We start from the raw sequence: 24,306 nt of genomic DNA on the forward strand, positions 1-24,306 counted from the left end.
GTGTACGGGAGGAAACGTTGTGGTGAGCGGGTCAACCGACGGCGCGGGGCAGGTCCTGCTGGTCGGCTCCAGCGGCGGCCACCTGGCCCAACTGCTGGCACTGGAGCCCTGGTACCGGGAGCGGCGTCGGGCCTGGGTCACCTTCGACACACCGGACGCCCGCTCGCTGCTCGACGGCGAGGACGTGGTCTGGGCCCACCACCCCACCACCCGCAACGTCAAGAACCTGGTCCGCAACGCGTTCCTCGCGCTCAAGGTGATCCGCCGGCGCCGGGTCGACGCCGTGGTCACCACCGGGGCCGGGGTCGCCCTGCCGTTCGTGGTGGCGGCCCGGCTGCGCCGGATCCCCACGGTCTACATCGAGGTGTACGACCGGATCGACAGCGCGACCCTGACCGCCCGGCTCTGCCGGCCCTTCCTCTCCGCGATGCTCGTGCAGTGGGAGGAGCAGCGCCGGATGTACCCGGAGGCGACCGTCGTGGGGAACCTCCTCTGATGGCGCACATTCCGCAGCAGCGGGACCGGCGTACGGTGCCGTTCGTGCTGGTCGTGGTCGGCACCGACGTGCACCGTTTCGACCGTCTGGTCGGCTGGCTGGAGCGCTGGCACGCGGCCCGTCCCGAGGTGCGGCTGGTCCTGCAGTTCGGCCACAGCCGCCAGCCGGCGCTGCCCGAGGCCACCCCGTTCCTCGGTCACGAGGAGCTGCAGCGCGCGATGGCCGAGGCCACGCTGGTGGTCAGCCACGGCGGCCCGGCCACCATCACCGAGGCCCGGCGCACCGGTCACCTGCCGATCGTGGTGCCCCGCGACCCGGCCCACGACGAGCACGTCGACAACCACCAGCAACTGTTCTCCCGGCGGCTGGGCGCGGCCGGGATGGTCCGGCTCTGCGAGTCCGAGTCCGAGCTGGTCGCCGCCCTCGACGAGGGGCTGGCCGAGCCGGGTCGCTTCGTCCTGGCCGCCGACCCGGGGCGGCCGGACCCGCGCGCCGAGGCGGTCGCCCGGGTCGGCGCCGTGATCGACGACCTGGTGGCCCGCCGGGGGCGCCAGCGGGCTGGCGGGCGGCGCGGATGAGCACGCCGGAGCCGCCCCAGCCGCGCGTCCTCTTCGTCGGCGGTCTCGGCCGCAGCGGCTCCACGCTGCTGGAACTGCTGCTGGCGCAGAGTGCCGACGTGTGCGCGGTCGGTGAGGTGGTGCATCTCTGGGAGCGGGCGCTCGGCGCCGACGAGCGCTGCGGCTGCGGCGAGCGGTTCACCGCCTGCCCGTTCTGGCGGCAGGTCGGCGAGCAGGCCTTCGGCGGCTGGTCCGCGGTCGACCGGGACGACGTGCTGGCGCTCAAGGACCGGGTCGACCGGACCCGGCACATCCCCCGGCTGGCGAAGGGTTCGCTCGCGCCGGATCAGCTCGCCGACGTGCGCCGCTACGCCGACCTCTACACCCGGATCTACCGCGCCGCGCTCGCGGTGACCGGCGCGCGGGTGGTGGTCGACTCCAGCAAGCACGCCTCGCTCGCCTTCGCGCTGAGCTGGGCCGACGACCTCGACCTGCGGGTGCTGCACCTGGTCCGGGACAGCCGGGCGGTCGCGTACTCGTGGGGCAAGCAGGTGCGCCGGCCCGAGGTGGTGGACGGCGAGGACTTCATGCCGACGTTCTCGCCGTTCGAGGTGAGCAAGCTGTGGACCGCGCAGAACGCGGCGTTCCACCTGCTCGCCTCCCGGGCGAAGGTGCTCCGGCTGCGCTACGAGGACTTCACCGCCGACCCGGCCGGCACCGTACGCCGGCTGCGTGACTTCAGCGGCCTGCCGGACGACCCGGCGGCGCTGCGCATTCTGGCCGGTGACCCGCCGAACCCCGCGGCCGAGCCGGCCGCGCCGTTCCGCGCGCACAGCGTCGCGGGCAACCCGCTGCGGTTCAGCGGCGGCCCGCTGACGGTACGGCGGGACGAGGCGTGGCGGGACCGCCTGCCGCGCCGCAGCCGGGCCGTGGTCAGCCTGGCCACGCTGCCCCTCCGAGTCCGCTACGGCTACCTGGGCCAGCGGGGATCCGACGAGTCCGTGGAGAGATCATGAGTGGGCCGAGCATCTCGGTCGTCGTACCGACGCGGGACCGTCCGGAGTTGCTGCGCGCGGCGCTCGACGCGATCCTCAGCCAGGCGCATCCCGGGCTGATCGAGGCGATCGTGGTCTACGACCAGTCCGAGCCGGACCGGTCGCTGGAGGCGGACCGGGGCGACCGGCGGGTCCGGGTCATCACGAACACCCGCACCGCGGGGCTGGCCGGGGCGCGCAACACCGGCATCGAGGCGGCCACCGGCGACTGGGTGGCGTTCTGCGACGACGACGACGAGTGGCTGCCCGGCAAGCTGGCCGCCCAGTTCGGCGCGCTCGACGCGCACCCGGACGGCGCGCTGGTGAGCTGCGGCATCCGGGTCAGCTACGACGACCGCACGGTGGACCGTTCGCTGGATCGGGCCCGGATCTCGCTGGAGGCGCTGCTCCGCGACCGGCTCACCGAGCTGCACCCGTCCACGTTCCTGATCCGGCGGGCCGCGCTGCTCGACGCGATCGGCCTGGTCGACGAGCAGATCCCGGGCAGCTACGCGGAGGACTACGAGTTCCTGCTCCGGGCCGCCCGGTATGCCCCGCTGGTCAACGTGGAGAGCCCGTACGTGCTGGTCCGCTGGCACAAGCGGTCCTACTTCGCGCAGCGCTGGGAGACCATCTCGACCGCGTTGCAGTGGCTGCTGCGCCGCTATCCCGAGTTCGCCACCGTGCCGCACGGCGAGGCGCGGGTGGCCGGCCAGATCGCCTTCGCGCAGGCGGCGATGGGCAACCGGCGGGACGCGGTCCGCTGGGCCCGGCGCACGCTGGCCCGCAACCCGAAGGAGCCGCGCGCCTACCTGGCGCTGGCCGTGGCGAGCCGGGCGGTGCAGGCCGACCGGGTGCTGCGCACGCTGCACAAGCGCGGCCGGGGCATCTGAGACGGCGGCGGGCGGGCGACCTGGGGCCGCCCGCCCGCCGCTCCACTCGTCCGGTCAGGCCACGCAGAACGACTTCCAGGCCTGGATGCTCGGTTGGTCGAGCAGCCGGAAGTCACCCTGGCTGACCGTCTGGTTGTAGTAGGCCACGAACTCCGGCCGTTGACCGTTCAGATAGCTGGTCATGGCTCGGATCCAGGCGGCCCGGCCGGCGCCGGAGTCACCCGGGACCAGGTCACTGCCGGTCTCCGCGACGCCGAAGGGCTTGCCCAGCGCCCTCGACTTGTTGATCATGGGGCCGTAGATCTCCTGCGGCGCGGCGTACCGCTTCCACTTCTTGCCCCAGTTGTAGCAGTCCCAGCCGAGCGCCTCGATCACGTCACCGCCGGGGTAGAACGCGTCGAAGCTGCGCCCGGACTTCGAGTCCAGCGTCCAGCACATCAGGATCAGCGTGTTGATCAGCTTGGCGTTGTCGGCCCGCGCGGCCAGGCCGGCGACCCGCTTCCACGCCGCCCGGTAGGCGTCCGTGGTGAACGCGCCGCGCTCGACGTCGTCCTCCGGCTCGTGGAAGTAGGACCAGTAGACGTTGTGGTCGCGCGGGATCGAGGCGAACCAGGAGGCCAGGCGGGCGTCGTGCCGGCCTGAGTTGATCTCCTGCGGCGAGGCCTTGAAGGACACCACGACGGTGCGGTCCACCACGTCCGCGCGGCTGCCCTTCCAGGCCGGCGGCAGGCCCGGGAAGAAGATCCGGGCCATCTGCAGCTTGCCGAAGGTCTGGTCGGAACGGGTCAGCGCCTGGCCGAAGCTCTCCCCGCTCTGCACCCCGATCGAGGCGCCGGGGAGCGTCAGCCGGGTGCCGGCGAAGCCCTTCGCGTTCGCGCCGGCGGACGCCGACGGCTTCGCGGCGGGCTTGCCGCCGAGGCCCTGGGCGGCGCTCGGGGACGCGGGGCCGGGCGCGGCGGGCGCGCCGAGGCCGGCCGACGGGGCGGAGGTGCGAGGCACCTCGCCCGCCTGCGGGTTGGTGGCGTCGGGCCGCAGCGCGGCCACCGCGACTCCGCCGCCGGCCACGGCCAGCACCACGGCTGCCGCGATCATCATGCGCCAGCGCCGACGCGCCCCGCCGGGTGGCGGCACGGGCGAGCCGGACGGCGGCGGTGGCTGGCCGGGACCTCCGCCCGTCGGCCGGGCGGGGGGCCCGACCGGGGCGTGCGGGGGCGGTGGCCCGGTCAGCGTGGCGGTCGCCGTCGCCGACCGGCCCCAACCGGCGGTCGCCTGGTCGACGGCGGCCGGAGGGGCCGCGTCGGGTCCCGACCAGGACGGGTCGTGTCGCCACCCGGGCTGGTCGTGCCCGGACCAGGGCTCGTCGCGCCCGGACCAGGACTGGTCGTGCGTCGACCAGCTCTGGTCGGGGTGCTCGCGACCGGGCGCCTCCCGTTGCGGCCAGGGCAGGTCGCCGTGGGCGTCGAGCCGCGCCGGTGGCGCGGGCTCGGCCCGGGCGTCGGGCCAGGGCAGTGCAACCCCGTCCGACTGGTGCGAAATGTCCTGCCCCGGCCACAGGCCGGGTGGCTGCCCGAAGGCAGTGTGCGGGTCTCGGTCGGCCGGCATGGCCCTCCCTGGCTGTCGGCGGCCCGTGTCGTGGGCTCAGGTCGGACGCGCATTCCTGCCCGACAATATCCCTCGTTCACCCTGGCCGTACGTACCGTCACTCTCAGCCGAACGCCTCACCCTGCTCATCGGTGACGGCCGAAGCGGGCATCTCGACCCCGGTACGCGAGATCGCGTCGAGTAACCGGTCGGCCAGTTCGGGGCGGCAGACCAGCAGATCGGGCAGGCGCGGGTCGGCCCGGTTGTAGCGCAGCGGCGACCCGTCGATCCGGGACGCGTGCATGCCCGCGCCCAGCGCCACGGCCACCGGCGCGGCGCTGTCCCACTCGTACTGGCCGCCCGCGTGGACGTACGCGTCGACCTCGCCGGTCACCACCGCGCAGACCTTGACCCCGGCCGAGCCCATCGGCACCGCCTGGGCGCCCAGCATCTCGACCAGCTCGCCGACGAACGCCGGCGGGCGGCTGCGGCTCACCGCGATCCGGATCGGCCCGTCGGTCGCCTTCGGCGTCGGGCAGGTGGTGCCCAGGACGACCGGGTCACCGTCCACCGTGGTGCGCGCCGGCATGCCGACCGCGCCGGCGACCAGCGCGCCGTCCGGCGCGGCGGACCGCTGCCAGAGCGCCACGTGCACCGCCCAGTCGTCCCGTCCGGCCTCGGAGAACTCGCGGGTGCCGTCCAGCGGGTCGATGATCCACACCCGGTCCGCCTCGTGCCGGGGCGCGCGTTCGCCGTCCGCCCAGGCCCGGCGGGCGTCGGCCTCCTCCTCGGAGAGCACCGCGTCGGCCGGACGCCAGCGGGCCAGCGCCGCGGTCATCAGCTCGTGCGACGCCCGGTCGCCGGCGTCCTTGAGCGCCTTCGGGTCGGCGAAGCCCTGCCGGTCCCGCAGCGCGGTGAGCGCGATCCCGGCCTCGGTGGCCAGCCACTGCGCGAACCGCTGGTCGTCGAGTCGTCCCGTCTCGTCCTCGGTCACGAGCCCCATCCCTGTCTCGCGGGTCTGCCGACCCGTCATCCTTCGGCGGCCGGCCCGGTCGGCGCCACCGTCCGGTCGGATCGTAGACAGCCGCGAGGCGGTCTCGCCTTCCCGTCGGTCCTGCTGACCGCCGGTGGCCGCCCGCATGTTGAACTTCGCGTGTATGCCGGTCGGACCCGCCGGGCCAGGCCCTAGGCTCTGCGCATGACCGCCGAGCAGCTGATCTCCTTCGCCCGTGGGGCTCCTTCGCTGGACATCGTCGATGTCGAGGGGCTCAAGGCCGCCGCCGTCCGCGCCTTCGACGCCGACCCCGCGGGGGTCACCGCGTACGGCACCTCCGTCGGCTACCCGCCCCTGCGGAAGTGGATCGCCGAGAAGCACGGCGTCGAGGCCGACCAGGTGCTGGTCACGAACGGTTCGCTGCAAGCCGACGCGTTCCTCTTCGACCACCTGGTCCGCCGGGGCGACGCGGTGGTCGTCGAGCGCCCGACGTACGACCGCACGCTGCTCAACCTGCAGCAGATGGGCGGCGAGGTGCACGGCGTGACGATCCAGCCGGACGGTCTGGACACCGCCGAGCTGCGCAAGCTCCTGGAGTCCGGGGTCCGGCCGCGACTGGCCCACGTGATCCCGAACTACCAGAACCCGGCCGGCGTGACGCTCTCCCTGGAGAAGCGTCGTGAGCTGCTGGACCTGGCCGCCGAGTACGAGTTCACGATCTTCGAGGACGACCCGTACGCGGACATCCGGTTCCGGGGCGAGCCGCTGCCGTCGATGCTGTCGATGGATGGCCGGGGTGTGGTGGTGCACGCCTCCAGCTTCACCAAGACCGTCTGCCCGGGCGTCCGGGTCGGTTACCTGGTGGGTCCGGCGGAGCTGATCGCGGCGATCGCCAAGCGGGCGACCAACCTCTACATCTCGCCGGGCATGGTGGCGCAGGCGATCGTGCACGAGTTCTGCGTCTCGGGCGCGATCGACAGGTCGATCCACACGGTCCGCACCGCGTTGGGCGAGCGGGCCGGTGCGCTGGCCGAGTCGCTGCGCCGGCACGTCCCGGAGGCCCGGTTCGTGGAGCCGGACGGCGGCTACTTCCTCTGGGTGGAGCTGCCGGAGGACGTCGAGGTCGACCGGCTGGCGCCGGCCGCGGCCGAGCGCGGCGTGGCGGTGGTGAAGGGCAGTGACTTCATGGTCGACGGCGGTCGGCACGCGCTGCGGTTGGCGTACTCGGCGGTGACCGTGGACCGGATCGACGAGGGCGTCCGGCGGCTCGCCGAGGCGATGGCCGCCGTACGCGGCTGATTTTCTGTCGGGTTTCCGACAGAAAGCCCTTGCAGGCCGGTCCGGCTCTCCCGCCGGGCCGGCCCCCGGCCCACAATGCTGCGAGCGTCGCTCACCTTTCCGGCCGGCGAACCGTCCCGGCCGGGTCGGCGACGCGCCCAGCATCACCCCCGCCCCCAAGGGGTGCCGGGTGGGCCGTGTCGCCCCTCACCCCCCTGACGCGGCCGGCCCGCCCGGCGCCACACGTGAGCGGCAGTCCCGCTCCCCGGCGGCGTAGCCTGCAAGCCGCAGCTTCGCGGAGAGGGGGCGAGAGATGACGGACCGGGTGTCACGCGAGCGAACCGCCGGCCAGCAGGGCGACCGGGCGGTCAGGCCACGCGCCTGGGCGGCCCCGGTACGCGCCATGTCCCGCATCCTCAACGCCGACGGCTCCCCGCGCACGCCGCAGCCGGCCGGCCCCGGCCGCAGCGGGATCGTCGACTGCGGGCTCTACGTCGACGGCGAGCGCCGGCCCGGCCGCCCGCAGTACGCCGAGGCCCTGGCCGCCGCCCGCCGGGAGCGCGACGGCTTCGTCTGGCTCGGCCTGCACGAGCCCGACCTGACCGAGATGACCGAGATCGCCGCCACGTTCGGCCTGCACGAGCTGGCCGTGGAGGACGCGGTCAAGGCCGAGCAGCGGCCGAAGCTGGAGCACTTCGGCGAGATCGTCTTCCTGGTGCTGCGCACCGCCCGCTACTGCGAGCACACCGAGTTGACCGAGAACTCCGAGGTGGTGGAGACCGGCCAGGTGATGCTCTTCATCGGGCCGAACTTCGTGATCAGCGTCCGGCACGGGGACGCCTGCCGGCTGTCGCCGGTCCGGGCCGATCTGGAGGCGAAGCGGGACCTGCTGCGGCAGGGGCCGTGGGCGGTCGCGTACGCGATCACCGACCGGGTGGTCGACCTCTACCTGGAGGTCGCCGACCGGCTGGAGGACGACCTCGACGTGCTGGAGGCGGACGTCTTCGACCGCCAGAGCAGCGGCCGGATCCAGCGGATCTACCAGATGAAGCGGGAACTGGTCGAGTTCAAGCGTGCGGTGGTGCCGTTGCAGCGTCCGCTGATGACCCTCACCTCCCAGGTCAACCGCGCGGTGCCGCAGGAGGTCCGCCGCTACTTCCGGGACGTGCAGGACCACCTCAGCCGTACGGTCGAGCAGGTCAACTCCTACGACGACCTGCTCAACTCGATCCTCCAGGCGCGGCTGGCCCAGGTCACCGTCGACCAGAACAACGACATGCGCAAGATCGCCGCCTGGGCCGCGATCGGTGCGGTGTGGACCGCGATCGCCGGCATCTACGGCATGAACTTCGAGAACATGCCCGAGCTGAAGTGGACGTACGGCTATCCGGGCATCTGGGCCGTCAACCTGGCCCTGTCGTTCGTCCTCTACCGCTGGTTCCGCCGCAACGGCTGGCTCTGACGGCCACGGCCCGGAGCCGGACCGGCCTGGACGCGGAAGCGCCGGCCACGCGGGACGTGCCCGCGTGCCGGCGCTGCTCCGACGGCCGGATCGAGGCTCAGCGGCGACCGCCGGCCTTGGCGGCGTTGCGGCCGTTCTGCGCGGCCTTGGTGATGTCGTCGGCCGGGCGGCCGGAGACGTCCCGGGCGCCCTCGGCGACCGAGGGGACCTGGCTGTTCGGGTGGATCACCGGCTCGGCGGCGGGCGTCGTGGTCGACGCGCTGCTGCCGCCCGCCACCGGCGAGCTGCCGGCGCCGGTCGGGCCGGCCTGGGTCACCTTCGCGGTCGCGTCCGGGGTCTCCACCACGATGGTGTCCACGTCCTCCCGCATCGGCTCCAGCTTGTCCCGACCGGTCGGGGCGACCGCGCCGGTCGGGTCGTACTCGGCCCACTCCTGCTGCTCGCGGCGGCGACGCATGGCCATCGCCCCGGCCAGGCCGGCGACCGTGCCGGCGACCAGCAGGCCCGCGGTCATGCCCCGCGACCTGCGCTGCTTCTTCTTCCCCGTCTTCATGTTCTTCGCCTTCTTCGTCAGCGCGGACTTCTTCGCCGCCGCGGCCTTGCGGCCGGTCAGCGCCTTGTCCGTGGCCTCGGCCCGGGCGTTGCGCACGGCCAGGAGCACCGGCGCGAGCGCGGCGGCGCTCGACGCGACGCCGCTGGACGCCCGGTCCCGGACCAGGACCGCGGTGGGTGCGACCGCGACCCGGGCTGCCTGGACCCGCGGGCCGACCGTGGCGCCGGCACCCTTCGCCGCGTGCGTGGCAGCCTGCCTCAGGTGACCGATGCCCTGGTTCAGCTCAGCCTTCGCGAGCTGGCCCTGGGTCTTTCGCCGCCCGATTCCAAACACGGTCCCACCTCCTGGGAGTTGTTCCTTCGTCATCCTCCACCTTCGGATGCCTCCGCATGGCCGTATCGGGCACATGGGAGGATCCGCAAGGAACTGACCAACGAGTGAGGAGTACCCGTGGCCGAGGCTGTCTACGCCACCTTGCACACCAACGCCGGCCCGATCCGGCTGGAGCTCTTCCCGAACCACGCGCCGAAGACCGTCCGCAACTTCGTGGAGCTGGCGGAGGGCACCCGGGAGTACACCGACCCGCGCACCGGCCAGCCGGGCAGCGGGCCGTACTACGACGGCACCATCTCGCACCGCGTGATCAGCGGTTTCATGGTGCAGATGGGTGACCCGACCGGCACCGGTCGCGGTGGGCCGGGCTACAAGTTCGCCGACGAGTTCCACCCCGAGCTGCGCTTCGACCGGCCGTACCTGCTGGCGATGGCGAACGCCGGGCCGGGCACGAACGGCTCGCAGTTCTTCATCACGGTGGGGCCGACGCCGCACCTGAACAACCGGCACACCATCTTCGGGCAGGTCGCCGACGAGCAGTCGGTGAAGGTGGTCGACTCGATCGCGAACACCCCCACCGGGCCGAGCGACCGGCCGCTGCAGGACGTGGTGATCGAGCGGGTCGAGATCGAGCGGCAGCAGTCCTGAGCGTCGCGCGGGTACCTTTGCTCGCATGACTGAGCGCTCCGGGCCGGCAGGCGACGCGACCGAGGGGCCGGTGCCGACCACTCCGGTCTGCTATCGGCACCCCGATCGGGAGACCTACCTCCGGTGCGCCCGCTGTGACCGGCCGATCTGTCCGGAGTGCATGCGCGACGCCACCGTCGGCCACCAGTGCCCGGAGTGCGTCGCCGAGGGACGCCGCAGCGTGCGGCCGGCGCGCACCGCCTTCGGTGGCGGTGCCGCCGGCCGCGAGGGCTACGTGACCAAGGCCCTGATCGGGCTGAACGTGCTGATGATGGTGTTCTCCGTCATCTCGGCGCGCAGCGGGAACGCGCTCGCCGGCGGCGGCCTCGGCGGCCTGATGGGCGGCTCGACGCCGCTGACCGACTGGGGCGGCGTGATCGGCCTGGCGATCCTGCCCGACGGGAGCCTCGGCGGGGTGGCCGACGGCCAGTGGTACCGGCTGGTCACCGCGATGTTCCTGCACTTCGGCGTGCTGCACCTGCTGCTCAACATGTGGGCGCTGTGGGTGCTGGGCCGGACGCTGGAGGCGGTGCTCGGGCCGCTGCGGTTCCTGGCGCTCTATCTGATCGCCGGGCTCGGCGGCAACGTCGCGGCCTACGTGTTCACCGCGCCGAACCGGTCCACCGCCGGCGCGTCGACCGCCATCTTCGGCCTGTTCGCCGCGATCTTCGTGATCATGCGGCGGATGGGCCGGGACACCTCGGCGATCGTGCCGATCCTGGTGATCAACCTGATCTTCACGTTCACCGTGCCGAGCATCTCGGTGGCCGGGCACCTCGGCGGGCTGGTGGTCGGCGCCGTGACGGCGCTGGTCCTGGCGTACGCGCCACGGTCGCGGCGGACCGCGTTCCAGGTGGCCGGTGGCGCGCTCGTGCTGGTCGCCCTGATCGGGCTGGCCCTGGTCCGCACCGCCGCCCTGACCGGCTGACCGTCAGCGCGCGGCGGCCCGCGTCGACCGTTTCGTCGATCATGGATTTGTGGTGCAATGAGATGTCGGCTTCGGTGGGATATCGGAGGTGCCACAACTCCTAGATCGACGCCATCGGTCGAGATCCTCATGCGAGGGCGCGGAGCCGGGGGGTCAGCGCGCGGCGGAGCGGGCGGCGGTGAGCGCGGCGGCCACCTCGTCCAGCGGCGCGTCCAGGTCGCGGCGGCCGAACAGGTGCAGCGACTCGCCCGCGTCGATCTCCAGCGTCTCGGCGGTGACGCCGCGACGGCTGCGCCGGTCCAGCCGGATCGCCTCCACCGCTGCCCACGGCAGCCGGCGCCGGCCGACGTAGCCCCGGATCACGGTGAGCCCCTCCGGGTCGACGGCAAGCCGGACCGGCGCGACGACGTCGCGCAGCGCCCAGGCGAGCAGCGCGGCGGCGACCGCCCCGGCCAGCGCCGGGCGGATGGGGTCGCCGGCGGCCAGGAGCAGGCCCAGGGCGGCCACGGCGAGCGCGCCGAGTGCCTTGACCAGGGGCAACGACCGCGGCACGCGCCACTGCCGGGCCGGTGACGGCTGTGGATCCATGCGCCCAAGCATGCCAGCCGCGACCGCCGGGACGCCGGGGAGGACGACCGCGCGCCTGGCCGCGACCGCCCCGGAGCGGGGGAGGACGACCGGTCGGGTCAGCACGTAGGATCGGGGGAAGCGAGGTTACCGGGGAGTAGACATGAGTGACGCGGTCATCGTCGGTGCGGTACGGACCCCGGTCGGGCGGCGCAAGGGCAGCCTCGCCGGCGTGCACCCGGTCGATCTCTCGGCGCACGTGCTGCGTGCCCTGGCCGAGCGCACCGGCATCGATCCGGGCCAGGTCGACGACGTGATCTGGGGCTGCGTGTCGCAGGTCGGTGAGCAGTCCTGGAACGTCGCCCGCAACGCCGTGCTGGCCGCCGGCTGGCCCGAGTCGGTGCCCGGCACCACGCTCGACCGGCAGTGCGGGTCGAGCCAGCAGGCGCTGCACTTCGCCGCCGCCACCGTCCTCTCCGGCCAGGCCGATCTGGTGGTCGCCGGTGGCGTCGAGTCGATGACCCGGGTGCCGATGGGCACCAGCGTGGCCGGCGGGATGCCGTTCAGCGCGGCGATCCTGGAGCGCTACCGCGGGGTCGAGGGCGTCGCCGAGGACTCTCCGTTGCCGTTCAACCAGGGCGTCGGGGCGGAGCTGATCGCCGAGCGGTGGCGCTTCTCGCGTACCCAGCTCGACGAGTTCGCGCTGGCCAGCCACGAGAAGGCGGCCGCCGCGCAGGACGCCGGGGCGTTCGACCCCGAGCTGGCCCCGGTGGCGCTCGCGGACGGCGGCAAGTTCGCCGCCGACGAGGGCATCCGCCGGGACACGTCGCTGGCCAAGCTGGGCGAGCTGGCCACCCCGTTCCGCGCCGACGGCGTGGTCACCGCCGGGTCCGCGTCGCAGATCTCCGACGGCGCCGCCGCGCTCGCGGTGACCACCGCCGAGTGGGCCAGCCGGCACGGGCTGCGTCCGCTGGCGCGGGTGCACACCGCCGTGGTCGCTGCCGACGACCCGGTCACCATGCTCACCGCCCCCATCCCGGCCACCGCGAAGGCGCTGCGACGCGCGGGGCTGGGCATCGAGGAGATCGGGGTGTACGAGGTGAACGAGGCGTTCGCCCCGGTGCCGCTGGCCTGGCTGGCCGAGACGGAGGCGGACCCGGAGCGGCTCAACCCGCGGGGCGGGGCGATCGCGCTCGGGCACCCGCTCGGCGGCTCCGGCGCGCGGATCATGACGACGATGCTCCAGCACATGCGGGACAACGGCATCCGCTACGGCCTGCAGACCATGTGCGAGGGCGGCGGCATGGCCAACGCCACGATCGTCGAGCTGCTCTGAGCGGAGCCGGACGTCGCACCGCGGGTGCGATTTGCACGGATGGAAGTTCCAGAAATCGGGCGTGACCCATATCACCCCAGGTCACATGCTCGTTGCACCATGCATGGACGTGTTCTCGCGAACGTTCCTTCCGGCCGCCGCCGAGACCGGCCTGGCGACCCAGACCGCCACCCGCCACATGCCGGTGTTCCGCCGGTGCGTCGGCTCCGGCGACGCGACCATCCTGGTCACCCGGTGCAGCCGGCCGGACCACCCGGTCGGCGGCGAGTACCTGATGCTCCTCACCCACCGCCGGCTGGTGGTGACCCGGCAGACCCGGGTGCTGCACCGGCTGCGCCTGCACCTCAACACCGAGCTGCGCGAGCTGAGCAACGTCACGTGGAGCCCGGACCCGCGTTCGCACAGCCTGGAGCTGGCGGCCACCGCCATCGACGGGATCCGTGAGCGCTTCCTCATCCGCACCCATCACCCCAAGCAGGTGTGGCAGCTCGACGCGTTGCTCAACCACGCCTTCCGGACCCGGCTGCGGACACCCGCGGAACGGCTGGTCGCCACCATCGGCGACTCGCCGGCCCCCGCCCGGCCCGCCGTGTTCCGCCCGGCGCCGGCGCGCTGACGTTCTCCTTACCCAACCCGAACATCGCCCGGACCGTCCCCGACGCCGGCGGTCGGTCATCATGGGCCGGTGACCGCCGATGCCGCGCAGCGCGGGCTCGTCCTCGTGGTGGAGGACGAACCGGCCATCGCCGACCTGGTCCGGCTCTACCTGACCCGGGACGGCTTCGGCGTACACCTGGAACGGGACGGCACGGCGGGGCTGGCCGCCGCGCGGCGGCTGCGCCCGGTGGCCTGCGTGCTCGACATCGCGCTGCCCGGCCTCGCCGGCACCGAGATCTGCCGGCGGCTGCGCGCGGCGGACGACTGGACGCCCGTCATCTTCCTCACCGCGCGCGACGACGAGGTGGACCGCGTGGTCGGCCTGGAGCTGGGCGCGGACGACTACGTCACCAAACCGTTCAGCCCGCGTGAGCTGGTCGCCCGGGTCCGTGCGGTGCTGCGCCGCAGCGCCGGCACGCCGGTCGAGCAGCCGCGGGTGCTCGGCGCGGTCACCCTCGACCCGGTCCGGCGGGCGGTGACCGCGGGCGGGGTTCCGGTGCAGCTCACCTCCACCGAGTTTGACCTGCTCGCGCACCTGATGGCCCGCCCCGGCCGGGTGTTCACCCGGGAGGAGCTGCTGGCCGCCGTCTGGGGGTACGCGGCGCACGGCGGCACCCGGACCGTGGACGTGCACGTGGCGCAGGTCCGGGCCAAGCTCGGCCCGGCCGGCGTGATCCGCACCCACCGTGGCGTCGGGTACGCGGCCGATGCCTGAGCAGCCCACCATGACGCTGCCGGTCATCCGGCCCGGCCCCCCGCCCGCCCGCCGTCGGCCCGGCCTGTCGCTGACCGTCCGTGCGGTGCTGGTCACGTGCGCGGTGGCGCTGGTGTCGGTGCTGGTCACCGCGCTGGTCGCGGTGCCGCTCGCGGTGCGCGGCGCGGAACGGCGGGACCAGGCCGCGCTGGCCGCCCAGGCCCGCCTCGCGGCCGAGGTGCTGCGGGTCCGGCCGGTACGCCAGCGCGACAACGCCGGGGACCGGCTCATCCGGCAGCTCGGCCAGCAGCAGGTCACGGTGTACGTGATCCGGGGCGGTCAGGTCGACCGGGCCGGGCTGCCCGCGCCGCTCGTCGCCCGGGTGGCCGCCGGCGGGAACGTCTCCGGCCGACGGCTGGTCGACGGGGAACGCCGGCTGGTCGAGGCGCGGTCGCTGTCCGGCGGCGACGGGGTGGTGCTGACCCGGGCGGTGACCGCCGGCCCGTGGCGGCAGGTGCTGCGCGGGTTGTGGCTGCCGCTGCTCGCCGGCCTCGCCGCCGGGGCGGCCGCCGGGCTGCTGCTGGCCCGCCGGCTGGCCCGCCCGATCCGCATCGCGGCGGCCGCCGCCGCCCGGCTGCGCGCCGGGGACCGGGCGGTCCGGGTGCCGGTCGAGCCGCCCGACGAGGTGGCCGACCTGGCGCACGCGCTGAACGGGCTGGCCGCCGCGCTGGCCACCAGCGAGGGCCGGCAGCGCGAGTTCCTGCTCTCCGTCTCGCACGAGCTGCGCACCCCGCTGACCGCCATCCGCGGCTACGCCGAGGCGCTGGCCGACGGCGTGCTCGACGCGGACGCGGTCCCGGCGACCGGCCGGACCGTGCTCGCCGAGGCCGAGCACCTGGACCGGCTGGTCAGCGACCTGTTGGCGCTGGCCCGCCTGGAGGCCGCCGACTTTCCGCTGGAACCCGGTCCGGTGGACCTGACCCGGCTCGCCGCCGACGCGGAGCGCACCTGGTCGGACCGGTGCGCGGCGGTCGGGGTGCCGTTCCGGGTGGAGACGCCGGGCGTGCCGGTGCCGGCGTACACCGATCCGGGGCGGATCCGGCAGGTGGTAGACGGGCTGCTGGAGAACGCGCTGCGGGTCGTACCGCCGGGGGCGCCGGTGGTGCTCGCGGTCCGACCGGCCGGCGCGGGCCCGGCGGCCGGCGGCGTGGTGGAGGTCCGCGACGGCGGACCCGGCTTCACCGACGACGACCTGGCGGTGGCGTTCGAGCGGGGTGCGCTGCACCAGCGGTACCGGGGGGTGCGCAAGGTGGGCAGCGGGCTCGGGCTGGCGCTCGCCGCCGGCCTGGTCCGCCGGCTGGGTGGGGACATCGCCGCCGGGCACGCCCCGGAGGGCGGCGCGGCGTTCGCCGTCCGGCTGCCCGGAGACCCTTACCTGGCTCGTACATCGGCCTGACGGTCCGCTCGCGTGGCCGGGGGACGCTGACGTCACCACCGGACGAGAGGAACCTCCGTGACACGTCAGCGAATCGTCACCGGCGCCACCGCACTGCTCGCGGCCGCCACGCTCGGCCTCGCCGGGTGCGGGGCGGCCCAGGTCGGGGCCGGCCCGGCCCGGGAGAGCGCGGTCGAGGTGGCCGCCGCCATGGGCGTGGACGGGCAGGCCCTCGCCGCGCTCGGCGTGGACGCCGGCGACCTGGACGTCGACCCGGTCGCCGCGCCCGCACCGTCCGCCTCCGGCACGCCGAGCCCGCAGGCCGGCGAGAAGAAGGGCGAGCGGGCCCAGGAGTGGCGCAAACGACACCGCGCCCGGGTGCTGCTGCGCAAGAACACGCTGCACGGCGAGGTCGTGGTGCAGACCAAGGAGGACGGGACGAAGACCGTCGCGGTCCAGCGCGGCCAGGTCACCGCGGTCGACGACAAGTCGATGACCGTCAAGTCCACCGACGGTTTCACCATGACCTGGACGTTCGACGAGAAGCTGAAGGTGGTCGAGCGCCGGGCCACGATCCAGCCGAGCGACGTGAAGGTGGGCACCACGGTCGGGGTGGCGGGTACGAAGGACGGCGCCCAGGGGGTCGCCCGGCTCGTCGTGGTGCCGCTCCGGCAGCAGTAGACCACCCGGGCTGCCGTGACCTGCCGGATCCGCCAGGCTACGCTATGCCCCGACTTGCCATCGCGCCCGTGGAGAACCCGTGAAGCTCTCGATCCTCATGCCGGTCTACAACGAGGAAGAACGTGTCGCGGATGCGCTGAAGCAGGCGCTGGCGGTCGACTACCCGTGCGAGATCGAGCTGGTCGTCGTGGACGACGGCAGCCGGGACGGCACCGGCGAGGTGCTCGGCCGGGTGGACGACGCCCGCCTGCGGGTGATCACCCACCAGCGCAACGCCGGCAAGGGCGCGGCCATCAAGACCGCCGTCGACAACGCCGAGGGTGAGTACATGGTCATCCTCGACGCCGACCTCGAATACGACCCGCAGGACATTCCGCGCCTGCTGGAGCCGGTGCTCGACGGCCGGGCCACGGTGGTCTACGGCAACCGCACGTTCGGCAGCCACAGCTCCTACAGCTTCTGGTACGTGGTGGGCAACAAGGGCGTCACGCTGGCCGCCAACGTGCTCTACAACTCCTACATCGGCGACCTGGAGACCTGCTTCAAGCTGATGCCGCTGGCGCTCTACCGCTCGCTCCAGGTGCGCTCGCGCGGCTTCGGCATGGAGGCCGAGGTCACCGGCAAGCTGCTGCGCCAGCGCATCCGCCCCTACGAGGTGCCGATCAGCTACCGCGCCCGGGGCCGCGAGGAGGGCAAGAAGATCACCTGGAAGGACGGCGTCGAGGCGATCTGGATCCTCGCCCGCGAGCGCGCCCGCCGCCGCCCGGTCGGCGCCGCCCCGCGCTGACCCGCCCGACCCGAGGACCCCGCGCACCGGCATCAGCCGGGTCGCGGGGTCCTGTCGTGTGCGGCCCAGGTCAGGCCGGTCCGGCGGCACCGGATCAGGCCGGGTCGAGGAACGCGTCGACCGAGCGGCGCAGCCCGGCGGCGTCCAGGCCGTGCCAGCGGTCGTGGTCCTCCGGGGCGCCGTAGCGGCGCAGCTCCGCCCGGCCCACGCCGAGGGCGAGCAGCCGGTGCGGCCGGTCGGCCAGCGCGTCGGCCACCACCCGGGTGGACGTGCCGGCCAGGTACGGCTCGACCAGGATCACCTCCGCGCCGGCCAGCGCCCGCAACCCGGCGGTGTCGAACGGCCGGGGCCGGTGGGTGAAGGCCACCGTCACCGGCCGGTCGGCCACCGCGTCCAGCGCGGCGTCCAGCACCGGCCCGACCGCCACCAGCAGCGGCGCGCCCGGCCCGGCGTCCCGGACCACCCGCAGGTCACCCGCCTCCGGGTAGGCGACCGTGTTCACCTGGGTGGACAGCCGCAGGTAGGCCGAGCCGGTCCCGCACACGGCGGCCCGCAGCAGCGGGCGTACCTCGTCGGGGTGGCCGGGCACGTGCACGGTCCAGCCGTCGAGCGTGTCGAGCAGGGCCACGTCGGCCGGCGCCAGGTGGGTGCGCCCGGCCGCCGCCCGGTCGTAGGAGGCGCCGATGCCGACCAGCACCGCACCGACGCCCTGGTGGTCGAGGTCCAACTTGATCTGCTCGTACGCCCGCTCGACCAGGAACGGGGCGTAGCTGTGCACGATCGGCCGCTGCCCGGTCAACGCGAGCCCACCGGCCACGCCGATCATGAGTTGTTCCCGGATCCCGACGTTGACCACCCGCTCCGGATACCGGGCGGCGGCCGGGGCGAACGCGGCGGCGGAGATGTCCGCCAGCACGATCGTGCTCCGGGGATCCGCCAGCACCTCACCGGCGCTGGTCACGAACGCGTCCCGCATGGTCATGGCGTCACTCCCCGTCGGCGACGGCCGCGACGACGACGTGCGGCCGGTGGTGGTCGTGCCCGGTGAGGGCGGTGTGCAGGGCGTCGTGGTCATGGCCGTCAACGGTGGCGGCGGTCCACCCGTTGACGGTGAACCGGCTCGCCGCGCCGCCCGGCCAGCCGTACGTGGCGGAGCGGTTGTCCACCACGATCGCGGTCAGGTTGCCGAGGCCGGTCGCGCCCGCGTAGGCGATCGCCTCGTGGTTGGCGCCCTCGTCCAGTTCGGCGTCGCCGAGCAGCACGTACACCCGGGGGTCGGTGCGGCCCTGGGCCCGCAGGCCGAGCGCGGTGCCCACGCCCAGGCCGAGCCCGTGGCCGAGCGAGCCGGAGCCGATCTCGACGCCCGGCACCAGCAGCCGGTCCGGGTGGTCGCCGAGCCGGCTCGCCGGGCCGCCCTGGTCGTCCAGCCAGTCCGCCGGGAGGAAGCCCCGGGCGGCGAGCAGCGCGTAGTAGCCGGCGACCGCGTGACCCTTGGAGAGCAGGAACCGGTCCCGGTCCGGGTCGTCCACGGTCGCCGGGGTGACGCGCAGCACCCGGTCGTAGAGGACCTGGAGCACGTCGAGCGTCGAGTACACGTTCGGGCCGAAGTCGCGGCCGGCGCGTACCCGGTCCAGCAGCGCGGCCAGCTCGGTGGCGGTGGTCGTCGTCATGCCGATAGCCTCGAACCTCAACCGAACTTCACCTCAAGGTCCTGTGATGCACGAGGCAACCCTCACCATCGGCCAGCTCGCCGAGCGCAGCGGCGTGGCGCCCTCCGCGCTGCGCTACTACGAGCGGCTCGGCCTGATCCACGCCGCCCGCACCGGCGGCAACCAGCGCCGCTACGCCCGCACCGAGCTGCGCCGGGTCGCCTTCGTCCGGATCTCCCAGCAGGTCGGCGTGTCCCTCGACGAGATCCGGGAGGCGCTGGACTCGCTGCCGTCCGGGCGTACGCCGACCCCGGAGGACTGGGCCGCGCTCTCCCGGGCCTGGCGGGACCGGCTGGACGAGCGCATCCGCCTGCTCGGCAAGCTCCGCGACGACCTGGACGGCTGCATCGGCTGCGGCTGCCTGTCGTTGCAGCGCTGCACGCTCTACAACCCCGGCGACTCGCTGGCCGACGAGGGCCCCGGCGCGCGCCTGGTGCTGCCCCGGGACTGAGGCGTCACCGCACCAGCAGCACCTTGCCCAGGTGGTCGTTGGTCTCGACCAGGCGGTGCGCGTCGGCGGCGTCCGCCATGTCGACCCGCGCGTGCACGACCGGCCGGATCCTCCCGGCCTCCACCAGCGGCCACACCTGCTCGCGGACGCTCCGGGTGATCGCCGCCTTCCCGTCGACCGGCCGGGACCGCAACGCGGTAGCGTGCACCGAGGCGCGCTTGGCCAGCAGCATCCCGAGGTCGAGTTCGCCCTTGCGGCCGCCCTGCATGCCGATCACCACCAGCCGCCCGCCGGTCGCCAGCGCCGCCACGTTCCGGGGCAGGTAGGACGCGCCCATGATGTCGAGGATCACGTCCGCGCCGCGCCCGTCGGTCACCCGGCGCACCTCCTCGACGAAGTCCTGCTCCCGGTAGTCGACGGTGTGCGCGGCGCCCAGCTCGCGCAGCCGCTCGTGCTTGGCCGCCCGCGCGGTCACCACCACCGTCGCGCCCAGTGCCACCCCGAGCTGGATCGCGAACGTGCCGATGCCGCTGCCACCGCCGTGCACCAGCAGCGTGTCCCCCTCGGCCAACCCGGCCAGGTCCACCACGTTCGACCAGACCGTGCAGGCCACCTCCGGCAACGCGGCGGCGTCCACCAGGTCCACCCCGGCCGGCACCGGCAGCAACTGCCCGGCCGGCACGGCGACCTGCTCCGCGTAGCCGCCGCCGGCCAGCAGCGCGCAGACCTCCTGGCCCACCGACCAGCCGGTCACGTCCGCGCCGAGCGCGCGGACCGTCCCCGAGCACTCCAACCCGGGGTACGCGGGCGCGCCCGGCGGCGGCGGGTAGTGCCCCTGCCGTTGCAGCAGGTCGGCCCGGTTGACCGCGCTGGCGGCCACCTCGACGACCACCTCACCGGGACCGGGCTCCGGGTCGGGGACCTCCGCCCAGACGAGTGCCTCGGGTCCGCCGGGTTCCGTGATCGTGATCGCGCGCATGGCTCAGTCTTACCCGATCCCGTGTTCGTGGCAGACTATGCGCGGTCGGGTTCCCCTTCGGGGAGCGCGTCGGGAGGGTTCGCCTAGTGGCCGATGGCGCTGGTCTTGAAAACCGGTAAGGCAGCGATGTCTTCGTGGGTTCGAATCCCACACCCTCCGCCCGCAACACCGAGGAGGCCGAGGTGACGGACGCGGCGCTGGCCGAGGTCACGGCCGAGCTGGCCGCGCTGGACGACCCGAGGGCCCGCGCGGTCAACGAGCGGCACGGCGACGACCACGGGGTCAACCTGGGCCGGCTGCGCGCGATCGCGAAGCGGCTGAAGACCCAACCGGAGCTGGCCCGCGAGCTGTGGGCGACCGGGGACAGCGCGGCGCGGTTGCTGGCGCTGCTGATCTGCCGCCCCAGGGCGTACGGTGCGGACGAGCTGGACGCCATGCTGCGCGAGGCGCGCACCCCCAAGGTGCACGACTGGCTGGTCACCTACGTGGTGCGGAAGAGCCCGCACGCCGAGTCGCTGCGGGTGGCCTGGCTCGCCGACCCGGATCCGGTGGTGGCGAGCGCCGGCTGGGCGCTGACCACCGACCGGGTGGCGCGGAAGCCGGACGGGCTGGACCTGGCCGGCCTGCTCGACGTCGTCGAGGCGGAGATGCGCGACGCCCCGGACCGCCTCCAGTGGGCGATGAACCACTGCCTGGCCCAGATCGGGATCGAGCACGCCGGGTTCCGGGACCGGGCGATCGGCATCGGCGAGCGCCTGGCGGTGCTGAAGGACTATCCGACGCCGCCGGGCTGCACGTCGCCGTACGCGCCGATCTGGATCACCGAGATGGTGCGCCGGCAGCACGACAGCGGGGTATGAAGGGGCGCAGAAACATTTCGCGCACCCGGAAGGACCCGTTTCGATGACCCTGGAACGACCGATCGCCCCGGACCCGTACGAGCTGCTGCCGACCGTGCCGTCGTTCGACCTGACCAGCGACGACGTGCACAACGGCGAGCCGATGGACGCGCGGTACGCGCACGGCAGCACCGGTGGTGAGAACGTGTCGCCGCACCTGTCCTGGTCGGGTTTCCCGGCAGAGACGAAGAGCTTCGTGGTCACCTGCTTCGACCCGGACGCCCCGACCGGCAGCGGATTCTGGCACTGGGTGCTGGTGGACGTGCCCACGTCGGTCACCGAGCTGCCGACCGGGGCGCGGGAGGCCGACCTCGGCGGCGCGTTCAGCATCCGCAACGACTACGGCGACACCGGCTACGGCGGCGCCGCGCCGCCGCCGGGGGACCGTCCGCACCGGTACGTCTTCGCGGTGCACGCGGTCGACGTGGAGCGCCTGGACGTGGGCAAGGAGGCCAGCCCGGCCTTCGTCGGCTTCAACCTGGCGTTCCACACGCTGGCCCGGGCGGTGATCCGCCCCACCTACCAGCTCAAGGACTGACCCTCGGGTAAGGCGGGGGCCCTTCTTAACAGGTGAGTGTTAAGAAGGGCCCCCGCCTCTACCTAAAGCGTTAAGAAGGGCCCCCGCCTTACACCCGGGCCACGGCGAACACGGACTGCCCGAACGGGGGCCGGATGCGCTGCTCGGCGGCCTTGGTGGCGGGCAGCACCAGGGTGTCGTAGACCTTCACCATCGGGCCCTCCTTCGGCATCAGCCGGAAGACCTTGGTGGCCATGAAGTAGCCGATCAGGCCGAGCGCGTTCGCATAGTGGATCTTCTCGACCGTGAGCCCGGCCTCGGTCATCGCCGTGGCCAGCGTCTTCTTGGTGTAGCGCCGGACGTGGCCGGTCGCGATGTCGGCCGGACCCATGGCGAACTGGAACGCCGGCACGATGATGATCACGGCGCCGCCGGGCCGGACCAGGTCGCGCATGCTGCGCAGCGCGCTCACGTGGTCGTCGATGTGCTCCAGCACGTTGTACGACACGGCGGCGCTGTAGTCGCCCCGCTCGGTGTGCGGCAGCAGCATCTGCCGGACCTCGACGCCGGGGTGCGGGGCCAGCCGCTCCTTGAGCTTGACCAGCCGGTCCGGGTCGGCCTCGGTGGCGGTGATCCGCGGGATGCGCTCGGACCAGGCGAGGGCGTAGTCGCCCAGGCCGCTGCCGATCTCGATGGGGTTGTCACCGAGGTAGGGCACGGCCAGCTCGACGAACCACCGCCGGTGGTTGACCGCCGTGGCCAGGCCTTCGAGCACCTCCGCCTGGACGCGCTGATCCCCAGTGATTTCTGCCATGCGTCGATTCCTCACGATATTACTGACCCGCGCCTGGACCGTCAGAGTCAACCATCTGGATGGCTGGCGGGAAAATCGGGGGCACCGGAGTGGCCGAATTGCGGTCGGGTGGGGCACGTGATCGGCGGTCGGCGAACTCGGCACATAGTACGCGAGTCCCCGAAATATGTCACGGGCCCGTCATACACTGACTACGCTCTGAAATGTTATGACTACTCCGCATTCGGACGCGGACCCGCGACGGGGGCGGTGCGTCGACGCCCTCGCCGTGCTCAGCTTCGTGCTGCTGGCGTTCTGGGTCACCGCCCGACTGTGGGTGAACCCGGCGAACGGCGTACGGGACAATCGCACCGATCAAGCGCAATTCGAATGGATGATGGCGCACGGTGCACGAGTCGTCACGGATTTCGCCTATCCGTTCACCTCGGATCGGATGAATGTGCCCGACGTCGTCAATTTGATGGCGAACACCTCCGTGTTATCCATGTCGCTGCCCCTCTCGCCGGTGACGGTGTGGTTCGGGCCGCGCTGGTCGTTCCTCATTTTCCTCACCCTCGGGCTCGCCGCCACCGGAGTCGCCTGGTATTTCCTGCTCTCCCGGGTGGTGGTGGGTGCCCGCGGGCCGGCCTGGCTGGGCGCCGGCTTCTGCGCGTTCGCGCCGGCCATGGTGTCGCACGCCAACGCCCACCCCAACATCGTCAGCCAGTTCGTGGTGCCGCTGATCGTCTGGCGGACGCTCCGGCTGGCGCGGCCCGGCCGCTGGCTGCGCAACGGGGTGCTGCTCGGCCTGGTGATCGTCTGGCAGGCGTTCCTCAACCTGGAGATCCTGCTGATGACCGCGATCGGCCTGGGCGTGGTGGTGCTGGCGCTCGCCCTCGGCCGGCCCGCGCTGCGCTCGGCGGCCCGCCCCTTCGCCGCCGGGCTCGCGGTGGCCGCCGCGGTGGCCGGGGCGCTGCTCGCGTACCCGCTGTACGTGCAGTTCGCCGGCCCCGGCGCGTACTCCGGGCTCTCCACCCTGATCCGGGGCTACTCCACCGATCTCGCCGCCTACCTCGCCTGGTCGCGGGAGTCGGTGGCCGGCGACGCCCGGGGCAGCGAGCCGCTGGTCAAGAACGCCACCGAGGAGAACGCGTTCTTCGGTTGGCCGCTGGTGGTGCTGGTGGTCGCGCTGGTCTGGTGGCTGCGCCGGAACGCGGTGGTGCTCGGGCTGGCCGCGGTCGGGGTGGTGTTCGGCCTCTTCTCCCTCGGCCGGGAGATCCGGTTCGACGGGCACGGGACCGGCGTGCCCGGGCCCTGGGCCGCGCTGGAGAACCTGCCGGTCCTGCACTCGGTGGTGCCGACCCGCTGGTCGCTCGCGCTCACCCCGATCATCGGCGTGCTGCTGGCGCTCGGCGCCGACCGGGCGCGGCGGCTGGCGCACCGGCATCCGGCGGCCCGGGGGCAGATCCGGTTCGCCACCGGCACGGTGCTGGCCATGGCGTTGCTGCCGATCCTGCCCACCCCGCTGCCCGCGACGCGCCTGGACCCGACCCCGGCGTTCGTCACCTCCGGGGCGTGGCGCCCCTGGGTGGCGGGCGGGCGGAGCATCGTCACGCTCCCGCTGCCCGACACCACCTACGCGGTCCCGCTGCGCTGGTCCGCCGAGACCCGGCTGGAGATGCCGCTGGCCCGGGGCTACTTCCTCTACCCGGACACCCGGCCGGGCGCCGACCGGGTCGCGCTCTTCACCGCGCCGCCGCGCCCCACCAGCAGTTTCTTCGAGACGGTGCGGCGTACCGACGCGGTCCCGCCGATCACCCCGGAGGACCGGGTGGCCGCCGTCGACGACCTGCGCCACTGGCGGGCCGGCGCGGTGGTCCTCGACCCCCGGCTGCGGACGGCCGAGTCGCTGCGCCGGGCGATGACCGAGCTGACCGGGATCACGCCGACCCGGGTGGGCGGGCTCTGGCTCTGGGACGTCCGTCCGCTCGTCGACTGACCGCCG

26 protein-coding genes and 1 tRNA gene are annotated in these 24,306 nt (G+C 73.7%); 19 read left to right on the forward strand and 8 right to left on the reverse strand.

Annotated elements, in window-relative coordinates; genetic code table 11:
• Positions 1-19: 19 nt before the first annotated feature.
• From H1D33_RS24755 to H1D33_RS24770, 4 genes are read left to right on the forward strand one after another with little or no spacing between them, the layout of a single operon-like run.
• Entirely contained in the window at positions 20-496 is a 477-nt protein-coding gene (locus tag H1D33_RS24755) for a glycosyltransferase family 28 protein (RefSeq protein ID WP_181570879.1), read from the forward strand.
• Positions 496-1,074, forward strand: coding sequence for a glycosyltransferase (locus H1D33_RS24760; RefSeq protein ID WP_181570878.1), 579 nt, complete (start codon positions 496-498; stop codon positions 1,072-1,074). The genes H1D33_RS24755 and H1D33_RS24760 overlap by 1 nt, the downstream gene beginning before the upstream one ends.
• Positions 1,071-2,069 carry a sulfotransferase family protein gene (locus H1D33_RS24765; RefSeq protein ID WP_181570877.1) on the forward strand — a complete coding sequence of 333 codons (999 nt, stop codon included), beginning with the start codon at positions 1,071-1,073 and terminating at the stop codon, positions 2,067-2,069. The genes H1D33_RS24760 and H1D33_RS24765 overlap by 4 nt, the downstream gene beginning before the upstream one ends.
• The gene (locus tag H1D33_RS24770) at positions 2,066-2,980 is read left to right on the forward strand and encodes a glycosyltransferase family 2 protein (protein WP_181570876.1); all 915 of its coding nucleotides are present in this window, start codon (positions 2,066-2,068) and stop codon (positions 2,978-2,980) included. The genes H1D33_RS24765 and H1D33_RS24770 overlap by 4 nt, the downstream gene beginning before the upstream one ends.
• Before the next feature lie 54 nt (positions 2,981-3,034).
• Here H1D33_RS24770 and H1D33_RS24775 read toward each other — a convergent pair whose 3' ends face one another.
• On the reverse strand, positions 3,035-4,582 hold the full coding sequence (locus H1D33_RS24775; protein ID WP_307755245.1) for a glycoside hydrolase family 26 protein: 1,548 nt from the start codon (positions 4,580-4,582) through the stop codon (positions 3,035-3,037).
• 103 nt (positions 4,583-4,685) lie between these two features.
• Positions 4,686-5,564: a 3'(2'),5'-bisphosphate nucleotidase CysQ gene (locus H1D33_RS24780; RefSeq protein WP_181570874.1), complete on the reverse strand. Its 879-nt coding sequence runs from the start codon at positions 5,562-5,564 to the stop codon at positions 4,686-4,688.
• 195 nt (positions 5,565-5,759) lie between these two features.
• Between H1D33_RS24780 and H1D33_RS24785 the strand changes: the two genes are divergently transcribed.
• Entirely contained in the window at positions 5,760-6,854 is a 1,095-nt protein-coding gene (locus H1D33_RS24785; RefSeq protein WP_181570873.1) for an aminotransferase-like domain-containing protein, read from the forward strand.
• A gap of 292 nt (positions 6,855-7,146) precedes the next feature.
• Entirely contained in the window at positions 7,147-8,295 is a 1,149-nt protein-coding gene (corA, locus tag H1D33_RS24790) for a magnesium/cobalt transporter CorA (RefSeq protein ID WP_181570872.1), read from the forward strand.
• 97 nt (positions 8,296-8,392) lie between these two features.
• On the opposite strand, the gene H1D33_RS24795 is transcribed toward corA, so the two are convergent.
• Positions 8,393-9,214, reverse strand: a complete 822-nt coding sequence (locus H1D33_RS24795; protein ID WP_181570871.1) for a hypothetical protein — start codon at positions 9,212-9,214, stop codon at positions 8,393-8,395.
• Positions 9,215-9,298: 84 nt separating this feature from the next.
• Between H1D33_RS24795 and H1D33_RS24800 the strand changes: the two genes are divergently transcribed.
• Both H1D33_RS24800 and H1D33_RS24805 read left to right on the forward strand, forming a co-directional pair.
• A complete protein-coding gene (locus H1D33_RS24800; protein ID WP_091061623.1) occupies positions 9,299-9,829 on the forward strand; it encodes a peptidylprolyl isomerase in 531 nt (176 codons plus the stop codon).
• Positions 9,830-9,854: 25 nt separating this feature from the next.
• Positions 9,855-10,796, forward strand: a complete 942-nt coding sequence (locus H1D33_RS24805) for a rhomboid family intramembrane serine protease (protein ID WP_181570870.1) — start codon at positions 9,855-9,857, stop codon at positions 10,794-10,796.
• A 153-nt stretch (positions 10,797-10,949) separates the two neighbouring features.
• Here H1D33_RS24805 and H1D33_RS24810 read toward each other — a convergent pair whose 3' ends face one another.
• A complete protein-coding gene (locus tag H1D33_RS24810) occupies positions 10,950-11,396 on the reverse strand; it encodes a PH domain-containing protein (protein ID WP_181570869.1) in 447 nt (148 codons plus the stop codon).
• Between the two features lie 130 nt (positions 11,397-11,526).
• Here H1D33_RS24810 and H1D33_RS24815 point away from each other — a divergent pair, with 130 nt between their 5' ends.
• The 6 genes from H1D33_RS24815 (at position 11,527) to H1D33_RS24840 (ending at position 16,953) form a co-directional block, all read left to right on the forward strand.
• Complete coding sequence (locus H1D33_RS24815) at positions 11,527-12,699, forward strand: thiolase family protein (RefSeq protein WP_181570868.1); 1,173 nt, start codon at positions 11,527-11,529, stop codon at positions 12,697-12,699.
• 103 nt (positions 12,700-12,802) lie between these two features.
• Entirely contained in the window at positions 12,803-13,315 is a 513-nt protein-coding gene (locus H1D33_RS24820; RefSeq protein ID WP_181570867.1) for a hypothetical protein, read from the forward strand.
• Positions 13,316-13,384: 69 nt separating this feature from the next.
• Positions 13,385-14,071, forward strand: coding sequence for a response regulator transcription factor (locus H1D33_RS24825; RefSeq protein ID WP_181570866.1), 687 nt, complete (start codon positions 13,385-13,387; stop codon positions 14,069-14,071).
• Entirely contained in the window at positions 14,064-15,506 is a 1,443-nt protein-coding gene (locus tag H1D33_RS24830; protein WP_181570865.1) for a sensor histidine kinase, read from the forward strand. The genes H1D33_RS24825 and H1D33_RS24830 overlap by 8 nt, the downstream gene beginning before the upstream one ends.
• Positions 15,507-15,563: 57 nt before the next feature.
• On the forward strand, positions 15,564-16,166 hold the full coding sequence (locus tag H1D33_RS24835) for a hypothetical protein (protein WP_181570864.1): 603 nt from the start codon (positions 15,564-15,566) through the stop codon (positions 16,164-16,166).
• Positions 16,167-16,245: 79 nt separating this feature from the next.
• The gene (locus H1D33_RS24840; protein ID WP_181570863.1) at positions 16,246-16,953 is read left to right on the forward strand and encodes a glycosyltransferase family 2 protein; all 708 of its coding nucleotides are present in this window, start codon (positions 16,246-16,248) and stop codon (positions 16,951-16,953) included.
• 94 nt (positions 16,954-17,047) lie between these two features.
• Here the strand turns inward: H1D33_RS24840 and H1D33_RS24845 are convergent, their stop codons facing one another.
• Together H1D33_RS24845 and H1D33_RS24850 are read right to left on the reverse strand one after the other, a co-directional pair.
• Positions 17,048-17,929: a transketolase family protein gene (locus H1D33_RS24845; protein ID WP_181572601.1), complete on the reverse strand. Its 882-nt coding sequence runs from the start codon at positions 17,927-17,929 to the stop codon at positions 17,048-17,050.
• Positions 17,930-17,939: 10 nt separating this feature from the next.
• On the reverse strand, positions 17,940-18,623 hold the full coding sequence (locus H1D33_RS24850; RefSeq protein WP_181570862.1) for a transketolase: 684 nt from the start codon (positions 18,621-18,623) through the stop codon (positions 17,940-17,942).
• A 46-nt stretch (positions 18,624-18,669) separates the two neighbouring features.
• On the opposite strand from H1D33_RS24850, the gene soxR reads away from it, so the two are divergent.
• Positions 18,670-19,113 (forward strand): redox-sensitive transcriptional activator SoxR, encoded by a 444-nt coding sequence (soxR, locus tag H1D33_RS24855; RefSeq protein ID WP_181570861.1) that lies wholly within the window; start codon positions 18,670-18,672, stop codon positions 19,111-19,113.
• A gap of 4 nt (positions 19,114-19,117) precedes the next feature.
• On the opposite strand, the gene H1D33_RS24860 is transcribed toward soxR, so the two are convergent.
• A complete protein-coding gene (locus H1D33_RS24860; protein WP_181570860.1) occupies positions 19,118-20,092 on the reverse strand; it encodes an NAD(P)H-quinone oxidoreductase in 975 nt (324 codons plus the stop codon).
• A 72-nt stretch (positions 20,093-20,164) separates the two neighbouring features.
• Here H1D33_RS24860 and H1D33_RS24865 point away from each other — a divergent pair.
• The 3 genes from H1D33_RS24865 to H1D33_RS24875 all read left to right on the forward strand — a co-directional run bounded on the left by H1D33_RS24865 (position 20,165) and on the right by H1D33_RS24875 (position 21,529).
• Positions 20,165-20,251, forward strand: a tRNA-Ser gene (locus H1D33_RS24865).
• Between the two features lie 38 nt (positions 20,252-20,289).
• Complete coding sequence (locus H1D33_RS24870) at positions 20,290-20,952, forward strand: DNA alkylation repair protein (RefSeq protein ID WP_220138763.1); 663 nt, start codon at positions 20,290-20,292, stop codon at positions 20,950-20,952.
• Between the two features lie 43 nt (positions 20,953-20,995).
• Positions 20,996-21,529 carry a YbhB/YbcL family Raf kinase inhibitor-like protein gene (locus H1D33_RS24875; RefSeq protein WP_181570859.1) on the forward strand — a complete coding sequence of 178 codons (534 nt, stop codon included), beginning with the start codon at positions 20,996-20,998 and terminating at the stop codon, positions 21,527-21,529.
• 88 nt (positions 21,530-21,617) lie between these two features.
• Here the strand turns inward: H1D33_RS24875 and H1D33_RS24880 are convergent, their stop codons facing one another.
• Positions 21,618-22,322: a class I SAM-dependent methyltransferase gene (locus tag H1D33_RS24880; RefSeq protein WP_181570858.1), complete on the reverse strand. Its 705-nt coding sequence runs from the start codon at positions 22,320-22,322 to the stop codon at positions 21,618-21,620.
• Positions 22,323-22,530: 208 nt separating this feature from the next.
• Between H1D33_RS24880 and H1D33_RS24885 the strand changes: the two genes are divergently transcribed.
• Complete coding sequence (locus H1D33_RS24885; protein ID WP_181570857.1) at positions 22,531-24,300, forward strand: DUF6311 domain-containing protein; 1,770 nt, start codon at positions 22,531-22,533, stop codon at positions 24,298-24,300.
• Positions 24,301-24,306: the final 6 nt, after the last annotated feature.

The organism is Micromonospora ferruginea, from assembly GCF_013694245.2.
Classification (GTDB): domain Bacteria; phylum Actinomycetota; class Actinomycetes; order Mycobacteriales; family Micromonosporaceae; genus Micromonospora; species Micromonospora robiginosa.